Genomic DNA, 9,970 nt, shown 5'->3' with positions numbered 1-9,970 from the left:
GCGGAGCCCGCACGCGCACGCGCGCATCGTTCGTGTCGACGTCGCGGCCGCGCGCGGCATGCCGGGCGTGCGCGCGGTGATCACGTCGGACGATCTCCCGACACAGGAGAAGTTCGGCCTTATGCGCGCAGATCAGCCGATGCTCGCGACGCGCGTCGTGCGCTACGTCGGCGAGCCGGTCGCTCTCGTCGCGGCGGATGACCCGGAACAGGCGCGCCTCGCGACCAAGGCGATCCAGGTCGAATACGAGCTCCTGCCCGCGGTCACCGACGCGGTCGCCGCGCTACAGCCGGATGCTCCGAAGCTGCACGACCCGAAAGACGGCAACGTCATCGAGGACGTGCGTGTCGTGCACGGCGATCCCGCCGCGAAGGCCGACGTCGTCGTCGAGGGCGAGTACGAGGTCGCGATGCAGGACCAGGCTGCGCTCGGGCCCGAGGCGGGTCTCGCGATCCCGGGTCAGGACGGCGGAGTCACGCTCCACGTCGCGACCCAGTGGCTCCATGAGGACCTGCGTCAGATCGCGCCCTGCCTGGGTCTTCCGGAGGAGAAAGTACGCCTGGTGCTCGCGGGTGTGGGTGGCGCGTTCGGCGCGCGCGAGGACGTCACGCTCCAGATCCACGTGTGCCTTCTCGCACTCGCGACAAAGCGCGCGGTGCGGATGACGTACGGCCGAGAGGAGTCCTTCTACGGGCACGTGCATCGCCACCCCGCGCGGATGTGGTACCAGCACGGCGCGACGCGCGATGGGAAGCTCGTCTTCGTTCGCGCGTCCATCGTCCTCGACGGAGGCGCGTACGCGTCGTCGACGTTCGCCGTCGTCGCCAACGCGGCGTGCTTTGGCGCGGGACCCTACCGCGTCCCGAACGCGCTCATTCACGCCGTCGGCGCGTATACGAACAACCCGCCCACCGGCGCCATGCGCGGGTTCGGCGCGGTGCAGTCGTGCTTCGGCTACGAGGCGCAGATGGACAAGCTCGCCGCGGCGCTCCACATCGATCCGGTGGAGCTGCGAGCGCGCAACGCACTGGTGAACGACGATCGCATCATCACGGGCCAGCCGGTCGAGGGATCGGCACCCGTCGCCGAGGTGATCGCGCGCTGCGCGGCGCTGCCGCTGCCGCCGCACCGGACGTCGGATGACCCGCTCGATCTTCCGGGCGGCGCGGGCAATCTCACGCACGGCGAGGGAGTGCGTCGCGGCGTCGGTTTCGCGGTCGGTATGAAGAACGTCTGCTACTCCCATGCGTTCGATGACTTCTCGACCGCGCGCGTGCGCGTCGAGCGCGACCGTGACGGCGTCGTCGTCCGCGTGCACACCGCGGCGTCGGAGGTGGGGCAGGGGATCGTCCTCGTCTGCGAGCAGATCGCGCGCACCGAGCTCGGCGTCCAGCGAGTCATCGTCGAGACGCCGGACACGACGATCGGCTCTGCGGGCTCGTCGTCGGCGTCGCGGCAGACGTGGATGACCGGCGGTGCCGTGCTCGCGGCGTGTCGTGAGGTGAAGGCCGAGCTCGCGAAGCGCGCCGCCGTGCGCGGCAAGCGCGTGGATCAGGTCGAGCTCGCCGAGCTGCTCGACACGCCGGCCGAGCGCGTGGTCACGCACAGGCATCGGCCAACGGAGAAGCGCAACGACACCACCCAGAACGATGGGCACGTCGCGTTCCTGTTCGCCGCGCATCGCGCGGTCGTCGACGTCGATGTGGACACGGGCCTGGTGAAGGTCGTGCAGATCGCGACGGCGCAGGACGTCGGCAAGGCGATCAACCCGCTCGCGGTGATCGGTCAACTCGAGGGCGGGATCGCGCAGGGCCTTGGCCTCGCAGTCATGGAGGAGGTCCAGCTGAAGGACGGCGCCGTGCGCAACGCGTCGTTCACCGACTACCTGCTGCCGACGATGCTCGACATGCCCCCGGTCGTCTGCGATCTCATCGAGTTCCCGCATCCCGACGCACCGTATGGGGCGAAAGGGGTGGGCGAGCCGCCGACGATCTCGAGCACGCCCGCGATCGTCGCCGCCATCCGCGCCGCGACTGGTCGCGCGCTCGAGCGCGTCCCGGTGCGGCCGGACGACATCGTGTTTGGGCCGTCTTCGCACTCCGGCTGGCGCGTCGCCCCCGGCGACGATCCCCGCCGAGCGATGCGGGCGCGCTAGCGCCGAACCCCGAGCCGCGGCAGGACCCGCGGCGCGCTGACGCAGCGCTTGCCGCGCGCGCATCATTCACCGCGATGCTGTCTCTCGAGACGCTCCGAGCCGCGCCGAAAGTACTGCTGCACGATCACCTCGATGGCGGCCTGCGGCCAGGAACCGTCATCGAGCTCGCGCGCGACCAGAAGTACGGCGGCCTTCCAACGACGGATTCGGCGGAGCTGGCCCGTTGGTTCCATGCGAGTGCGGCAAGCGGGTCGTTACCGGTGTACCTGCGGGGCTTCGCGCACACGATCGCGGTCATGCAGACGGTCGACGCGATCGAGCGCGTGGCGTTCGAGTGCGGTGAGGATCTGGCGCACGACGGCATCGTGTACGCCGAGGTCCGGTACGCGCCGGTCTTCAGCACGCAGCGTGGACTGAACCTCGAGCAGGTCGTCACCGCGGTCGTCCGTGGGTTCGAGCGCGCTGAAGCGCGCTATCCGATCACGCTGCGCCAGATCATCTGCGCGATGCGCGACCGCACCGACTCGCTCGAGATGGCCGAACTAGCTATCGCGCACCGCGAGCAGGGCGTGGTCGGCTTCGACATCGCGGGCGAGGAGGCGGGGCACCCACCCAAGGCGCACCTCGAAGCATTCCAGCTGTGCCGGCGCGAGAACTTCTCGATCACGATCCACGCCGGGGAGGCCTTTGGTCCGCCCTCGATCTGGCAGGCCCTGCAGTACTGCGGTGCGCATCGCATCGGACACGGCGTCCGCCTCATCGAGGACATGGCGATCGTCGATCAGACCGTCGTGAAGCTCGGACCGCTGGCTGCGTACATCCGCGACAAGCGCATCCCACTGGAGCTCTGCCCGTCGAGCAACGTGGACACCGGTGCCGTGCCCTCGCTCGAGGAGCATCCGATCCGCCATTTCATCGACCAGCGGTTCCGCGTGACGGTGAACACGGACAACCGGCTCATGTCGGACGTGACGCTTTCGGAAGAGTTGCGCAGGCTCTCGCGAGCGTTCGCGCTCACGCTGAACGACGTCGAGAAGCTCACGCTCAACGCGATGAAGAGCGCATTCATCGGCTACGACGAACGTCTGGAGCACATCTACGGCAAGATCAAGCCCGGGTTCGCGAAGCTGCGTGGCGAGCCCGCCCTGGCCGGGTACCGCTTGCCGCCGAGTGCCTAGCGAATCGCGACCATTCCCAATCGCTATTCGACTGCCAGTAATGAGAGCGAACAGAATCGCCGAGTGATCCGCCTTCCTTCCGTCACGAGGGCGCGCATCCAACGGCGTCAACTCCTGCGCGTCGGCTTCCTCGCCGCGGTGGCGCTCGGCGCGACCGAGCTGGCCGCTTCGATCGTTCCCTACCTGCGCGTGACGCGGATCATCGGTCTCGGAGCGCCCGTCGCGGTCGGCACGGCGAGCGACATCCTGAAGCAGTTCGCCGCCACGAACGATCGGCCGATCCTGTTCCGTGAAGGGCGCTTCTTCCTGCTCCACGCGCCGGGCGGGATCGTCGCCGCGTACCGGAAATGCACGCATCTCGGTTGCACCGTCCCGTTCAACGCAGAGAAGGACCTGTTCGAGTGTCCGTGCCACGGCTCGCGCTTCGACAAGCACACCGCGGTCGTGGTGAGGACGCCCGCGCCGAAACCGCTCCAGCTCTTCCACATCAGCGAGTCGCCAAGTGGCTCGCTGGTCGTCGACACCAATCCCCTGAACGTCATCGATCGTGGGGACGAGTGGGACGACCGCTACCTGGAGATCCGCGTGGCTATCTGAGCCAGAGCAGGTCGCCGAAGAAGAAGTCCTGACCCTGCGCGACCGTGCGGGCGACTCCCGACTTCACGTCTAGCACGAAGAACCCGCCCTGGCCGACGTACGCGAGCTTCGTCCCATCCGGCGACCAGGCCGGCACGACGTCATCTCCGGTCTGGCCGATCGACTTCAGACCGGTCCCGTCGCAGGGAACAAGGAAGAGGTCCGACGGCACACTGAGGTGGGCGAGCTTGCCGTCCACGCCGCCGCGTACCACGGTGTGTCCAGCCGCCGAGAACACGATCAGGCAATCGTTCGGAGAGAACCTGGGCGCTTGCAGGTACCAGAACGTGTCGCGTGACTGGAGTAAAGGCCGCGCATTCGCACCGTCGATGTCGGCGCGCCACAGCGCATCGACCTGCCCGTCCTTCAGATGGACGTAGATGATCGTCTTGCCGTCCGGGCTGATGGTCGGATCGGCGCCGTCCTTCACGATCCGCTTGCGTTCGCCGGTGCGCAGGTCGAGACGCTCGATGGCGTCATCGTTCCCGGTGAACGAGCCGTTGGCGATGATCGCGGCGCGGCGGTGGAAGTAGATGACGTTGCCGGTGGCGTCGAAACGCGGGCTCGCGTAGAAGACGTTGTCACTTTCGTGCTGCACCACGGCTCGCAGGCCCGTGCCGTCCACGTTCACCACGTACAGGTCCGAGCCGAAGCCGCGTTTTGGATCCGGCTGGGGCGTGAGCGCGAAGACGACTGCCTTACCGCCTGGATGGAGAGACGGTGTGGATGGCGCGCTCTGCGGGGGGAGGTCGACGATGCGCCCGAGCGTGCGGGCGGTGTTATCGAGCGCGAGCAGGCCGCCGGGATTCGCCAGGATGAACGTCGCCTGCGACCCCACTCCCGGAGCGACCGGTGCGCTCGATGAGGGGGACGATGTGACGGACTGGCACGCCGACAAGAGGAGAGCCAAGAGCGCAGCGAGGAGTTGCCACCGAAGGCCCCCGGTCGTCACCGTGCGAGCGTTGTTCACGCGATGACTTCTCCGGAGCGGACGACGCGCTCGTGGGCGCGTCCCTTGATCCGAGCGGACGCGCGAGCGTAATGCTGGACGGCGCTCACGAACGCGGCGTGGGACCAGGTGAGCGGCGAGACCGATAGCGGCTCGCCGCTGTACGGATGCACCTGTTCCGCGAGAACGCCCGAGGGCAGCGCCTTGCTCGCGCACCAACGGAGCAGCCCGAGGGGGCGCTCGAGGTCGTCGAGCGTCGCCGCCGTCGCGATGTACCACTCAGCGAGCCAGAGCGTGCTGATGAACCAGGGATTCCCGGGTACGGTGGCGACGTCCTGCGAGATCTGGAAGTAGTAGTCGTTCTCGTACCGCGCGATGCCACCGACGGGCGTCCGCACCGTCAGGCGCTGCTCGATCGCCTTCATCGTCGCGACCACGCGCGGATCCGCGGCGGGCAGCATGCCGAAGAGGAAGATGCCGGCCAACGAGATGTCGATCGTCGCGTCCTTGACGATCATGCCGTCGGGCAGCACCGCGACGGTACGCACGAACCGGCCTCGATCCTCGTCCCAGAGATGTGTGAGCGCCGCTTCGCGGATCTCCTGCGCGGCGACCGCGTAGCGCTTCGCGAGCTCGTGCTGGCCGAAGGCGACCGCGAAGTTACGTGCGGCCGTGAGGCCCGCCCACACCGCCGCGGTCGTGAAGGCGTGGATCCCGCGGCGCTCTTCCCAGAGATCGAACGAGGGCGCCGGAAGCTTCGAGTGCACTTCGCGGAACGTCGCCATGAAATCGGCGCCAGTGCGAACGAGCTTGCGGTACAGCGGGCGGATGAATTCGATGTCGCGGTCGCGTTCGTAGTGCTGCCAGAGCGCCCAGATCGGCAGACCGGTCTCGTCCTCCTGGATCGGCAGCTCGAGCCGCCCTTCGGGAGTGGACCAGGCGTGCCACGACGAGCCGAGCGAACCGTCGGGGTTGTACTTATGCAGCAGGTAGCCCTCCCGCGTCATCAGGTCGCCGCAGAGGAAGAAGAAGCGGCGCGTCACCTCGCCATAGCCGGCGAGGTCAAGCGCATCCGCGACGAGCGCGCCGTCACGCGGCCAGAGGTACGAATACGTGTCGCGGTTGAAGCGAAGGACGTCGGAGTCGTTCCCGGCGATGATCGCGCCGCGGTTGTCGACCTGGGTGCGGATGATCAGCGTGGATCGCTTGTAAAGCCGGGCGATCTCCGCGGGCAGATGGTCAGCGACCGATTCGTCCTTGTTCGCCCAGAGCCGCCAGTAGTCCTTCGTCCGGGCGAGGAACGATGCCGGCCCGCGCTCGCGGACGAGCTTGTCGAGCTCACGCACGTCGTCGTACGACGCGCCGGCCCCGATCCAGAAGACGACCGTCGAGCTTCCGTTCGCCGGCACGCGGAAGCTCAGCATCCCCACGCTGTCGATGGAGCCCTGCGCCACGGCGTTCCGTGACAGCACGCCGTCCTCCGCGTCGCGCCAGGTGCCCTCCTTGCCTGGTGCGTCCTTCTGTCCGATCGCGAACGAGGTCAGCCCGAAGGAGTGCCCGCCCGCCGTGCCCGAGAGGAGGAACGCGCGGCGTCCCTTGTAGTGGACGATCGACTGCGAGCGCGGATCGTAGAACGCCGAGTCGCCGACTTCGTTCCCGAACAGGTGCGCGTCGAAGTGCTGGAACGCGCGTATCTCGCGTTCGCGCCCGAACTCGTCCTCGACCGTGACCTCTTTGAAGTAGATGTTGCGGTCGAAGTCCACGGCGTCGCGGCATCGCAGCCGCAGGCCGAGCGCCGCGTTGTGGAGCGCCGTGTCGCCCACGAGCGTTTCGTGCTCGTACTCGATGTGGCACTCCCAGGCTTCGTCTCCGACCCAGCTGAACTTGCCGTCGACCCAGACGCCGAACCGGCAGGGCGCGCCGACGGTGTGGTTCTCCTGACCGACGTGCGGGTAGTAGATGTCGCGCAGCTGATAGCGCGCGTCGAACGTGACGAGGAAGTCGCCGTTGCCGAGCGGGAGGTCGCGAGGCAAATCAGGCCCTGCGCGTCGCTGCGAGGAACCGCTTCGCGTTGGCTACGACGCCGGCGTGATCCCCGCGATCCAGGAGATCGCCACGGATGAGCGGGCCGCCGATGCCGAAGCCGACGACGCCTGCCTTGAAGTACGCGGGGATCTCGTCGTATTCGACGTTCCCGGTCGCGACCAGCGGGAGGTGCGTCAGCGCGCGACGGACGTTCGTCACGAAGTCGGGACCGCCGATCGTCGCGATGGGGAAGATCTTGATGAAGTCAGCGCCGAGCTCGGCGGCCTTCAGCATCTCGCTCGGGGTCATCGTTCCTGGCATCGTCATCACGTCGCGTGCGCGGCCGACGGCGAGCATCTCGGGGACCAGCGCGGGGCTGACGAGGAATCGCGCGCCCGCGAGCACGGCATCCTCGGCCTGCGCGCCGGAGAGCACCGTTCCGGCCCCGACGATCGCGCCTTGCTTGGCGAACGTGTCGTCGGTCGCGAGCTTCGCGATGAGCTCGTACGCGTCGGGCACAGTGAGCGTGATCTCCACAAGACGGACGCCCGCCTCGGCCACCCAGCGTGCGGCGCGCTCGGCGATCTCGGGCGTGGCGGTCCGGACGACCGCGACAAGCCGGTCCTCGCCGAAGATCCGGACGAGGTCGCGGCGCAGTGCGAGGGGCTGCTGCACGGTGGCCATCTCAGGCAATCGTATCGCCCGGTGACCGCGCGATGGCCGCCGCCACGCGGCCGGCAAGCTCCTCAGCGGTCGCGAGATCGTCCGGTGCGAAACGGCGCCGCGACTCCGCGTTGGTGAACGACATCGCACCGCGCACCCGACCCTCCACCCTCAGCGGAACGCCCATCCAGGAGCAGATGCCGCGCTCGAGCAGCTGGCGCAGGTGGTCGCCGTTCCGAGCGAGGCGCTGCAGACGGTCGGGGTCGACCTCGTCCCAGACGAGCGGCCGCGCGTCGCGCAGCACCTCCCACACCGGATGCGTTCCTAGCGGATCGCGCCGGTAGCGGCTCGCGACAGCCCAGTTCGCACGCTCGACATCGACTTCCAATGCCGCGAGGGCCACGCGCCGCAGCGATCCATCCTCTTCGAGCAGATCGATCGCGCAGAAGTCCGCGAGCTTCGGCACCGCGAGCCGCGTGATCTGCTCGAGGCGGCGCTGCACGGCGGTCTCCTCACTGAGCGCCTCGCCCGCTTCGAGCAGCAATCGCATGCGACCTTCCGCCGCTTCTGCCGCCCCGCGTGCGCGCCTCTCGGACTCAAGGAGTGCCGCACGATCGATCGTGCCCGCTACGCGCTCGGCGATGAGACGGAGCAGGCCGAGCTCGTCGGACGTGAAAGCGTGCCCGTGGTCACTGGCGAGGTACAAAAGACCGACGAGCTCGCCCTCGGCGTGCAGCGGCGCGACGACCGACGCCTGCACCGATGAGCCGACGAGCGCGTCCAGTTCCGCAGCGGACAGATCGAGGATCGGCATCGGCCGGTGCGCCTGGATCGCGCGCTCCGCGTCGCCGCCATGCACGCGCACCGGCGCACGCAGCATCTGATCGATCCCGACCGCGGCGCGCACCGAAAAGCTTCCGGCAGGGAGGCTCGGTACGAGCGCGAGCGCGGCACGGGCGTCGAAGACAGGCATGATCCGGCGCAGCATCTCGGACAGCTGGTCGTCGAGCCCGCTGCGCGCAAGCGCGGCGTCGGTGATCCGCTGCAGCGCCTCAAGCCGCGCCGTCGCGATCTCCGCCTCCGTTCGCGCGGCGCGTTCGCGATCGAGCAGCTCGCGGCGTTCGCGGTCGGCGCGTCGCAGCTCCAGGGCATCGCTCGCGTCGCGGATGAGCGCCGTGCGCTCGCGCCGCATGACGCCCACCTCGCGCAGCATCGCCGAGACGATGAGCGCGGTAAGTCCGTAGAGGACGACGATGAACGCCAGGTAGGGAAGCGTGATCGGCAGACCCAGCGCACGCTCGCGCCAGATCGCAAGGCCGAGGAATTCGAGCGACACGATGAGCGTCGCGGCGCCCGCTCCGACATCGCCGAGTCGGAACGCGGCGGTGATGATGAACAGCACGGCGAAGATCGGGAACAGGACCCAGTTCGGGTCAGGCGTGACCACCAGCATCCCGAGGAAGATGACGATGCAGTCCCCGACGAAGGCCACCTTCGAGGTCTGCTCGAGATCCGCCGGGGTGCTCGCGCGTCCGGACAGGACATGCAGCACGACCGCCCACGCCACCAGGAAGCCCGAGAGCGCGAGCACGTATGGGAGTCCCAGGTTCGGAAGGAGCGGGGCGATGAGCAGCGCCGCGACCGCGCCCGCGATGCGCGTCCACGTGATCGCACGCTCGAAACGACTAGGCGCCTGGCCGATCTCGACCTCGTCCGCGCCGCGAGTGTCAGCGTTCGATGAGGAAGACCCTTGCGGGTGCACCGTCACCGCCTTCGAACTTGATCGCACCGCAGGCGAGGTCGTACTGACCGGGCCGAACGTCCTTTAGATCGAGCCCCTCGATGATCACGATCCTCGCGCCGAGGAGCTGCTTGTGCGTGGGGTATCCCTCTTTCTCGGGCCCCTGAGGCTCGATCGAGAGGTAGTCGATGCCGACGAGCTTCATGCCGCGGTCAACGCACCAGCGTGCTGCGGTGCGGTCGAGCGCGACAAAGTCGCGGTCGAACGGCTTCACCGGCTCGCGCCAGCGTTCGCTATTGCGCGTCTTGAAGAGGATGCGCTCCGTCCCCGCCGGTATGCCGGCCAGGTCGAGCCATGCAGCGCTGATGTGACGCGGGCCATCGAACTCGACCACGCGACACGGTCCGACGAGCGCATCGACCGGCAGCTTGTCGACGGTGCCGGCGCCTTCGATGAAGTGCACGGGCGGATCGACGTGCGTTCCGGTGTGATTGCCGAACGAGACCACGGAGACGTTGGCCGAATCGCCGTTCGCGATCCGCCGTAGCGGTGTGGTCTTCGGCCCCTCCTCGCCGGGCCAGGTCGGCATGTCCGCGCGCATCACCAGCGACACGTCGTGCACT

Annotated in this window: 8 protein-coding genes; 3 read left to right on the top strand and 5 right to left on the bottom strand. The window is 68.4% G+C overall.

What is annotated here, in order from left to right:
* The 3 genes from VI056_01075 to VI056_01065 all read left to right on the top strand — a co-directional run.
* Nucleotides 1-2,155 (top strand): molybdopterin cofactor-binding domain-containing protein (locus tag VI056_01075; GenBank protein HEY6201609.1); only part of this gene is annotated, 2,155 nt, incomplete at its 5' end.
* Between the two features lie 74 nt (nucleotides 2,156-2,229).
* The gene (locus VI056_01070) at nucleotides 2,230-3,333 is read left to right on the top strand and encodes an adenosine deaminase (GenBank protein HEY6201608.1); all 1,104 of its coding nucleotides are present in this window, start codon (nucleotides 2,230-2,232) and stop codon (nucleotides 3,331-3,333) included.
* Between the two features lie 63 nt (nucleotides 3,334-3,396).
* The gene (locus tag VI056_01065) at nucleotides 3,397-3,930 is read left to right on the top strand and encodes a Rieske 2Fe-2S domain-containing protein (GenBank protein HEY6201607.1); all 534 of its coding nucleotides are present in this window, start codon (nucleotides 3,397-3,399) and stop codon (nucleotides 3,928-3,930) included.
* On the opposite strand, the gene VI056_01060 is transcribed toward VI056_01065, so the two are convergent.
* From VI056_01060 to VI056_01040, 5 genes are read right to left on the bottom strand one after another with little or no spacing between them, the layout of a single operon-like run.
* Complete coding sequence (locus tag VI056_01060; GenBank protein HEY6201606.1) at nucleotides 3,923-4,939, bottom strand: hypothetical protein; 1,017 nt, start codon at nucleotides 4,937-4,939, stop codon at nucleotides 3,923-3,925. The two genes, VI056_01065 and VI056_01060, sit on opposite strands and share 8 nt — an antisense overlap.
* The gene (locus VI056_01055; GenBank protein HEY6201605.1) at nucleotides 4,936-6,951 is read right to left on the bottom strand and encodes a glycoside hydrolase family 15 protein; all 2,016 of its coding nucleotides are present in this window, start codon (nucleotides 6,949-6,951) and stop codon (nucleotides 4,936-4,938) included. Before VI056_01055 ends, VI056_01060 begins: the two co-directional genes overlap by 4 nt.
* A gap of 1 nt (nucleotide 6,952) precedes the next feature.
* On the bottom strand, nucleotides 6,953-7,627 hold the full coding sequence (locus tag VI056_01050) for a bifunctional 4-hydroxy-2-oxoglutarate aldolase/2-dehydro-3-deoxy-phosphogluconate aldolase (GenBank protein HEY6201604.1): 675 nt from the start codon (nucleotides 7,625-7,627) through the stop codon (nucleotides 6,953-6,955).
* A gap of 1 nt (nucleotide 7,628) precedes the next feature.
* Complete coding sequence (locus tag VI056_01045) at nucleotides 7,629-9,368, bottom strand: GAF domain-containing protein (protein ID HEY6201603.1); 1,740 nt, start codon at nucleotides 9,366-9,368, stop codon at nucleotides 7,629-7,631.
* Nucleotides 9,334-9,969 carry a cyclase family protein gene (locus VI056_01040; GenBank protein HEY6201602.1) on the bottom strand — a complete coding sequence of 212 codons (636 nt, stop codon included), beginning with the start codon at nucleotides 9,967-9,969 and terminating at the stop codon, nucleotides 9,334-9,336. Before VI056_01040 ends, VI056_01045 begins: the two co-directional genes overlap by 35 nt.
* Between the last annotated feature and the right edge of the window lies 1 nt (nucleotide 9,970).

The sequence above is a fragment of the Candidatus Limnocylindria bacterium genome (assembly GCA_036523395.1).
GTDB lineage: Bacteria > Chloroflexota > Limnocylindria > P2-11E > P2-11E > CF-39.
The sequence above is the reverse complement of the archived record's forward strand: the minus strand, read 5'-3'. Positions and strand labels throughout refer to the sequence as shown.

Excerpts from the sequence above, each read along its gene's own strand:
- VI056_01070 (HEY6201608.1), top strand. The coding sequence starts at position 2,230 with ATGCTGTCTCTCGAGACGCTCCGAGCCGCGCCGAAAGTACTGCTGCAC.
- VI056_01050 (HEY6201604.1), bottom strand. The coding sequence starts at position 7,627 with ATGGCCACCGTGCAGCAGCCCCTCGCACTGCGCCGCGACCTCGTCCGG.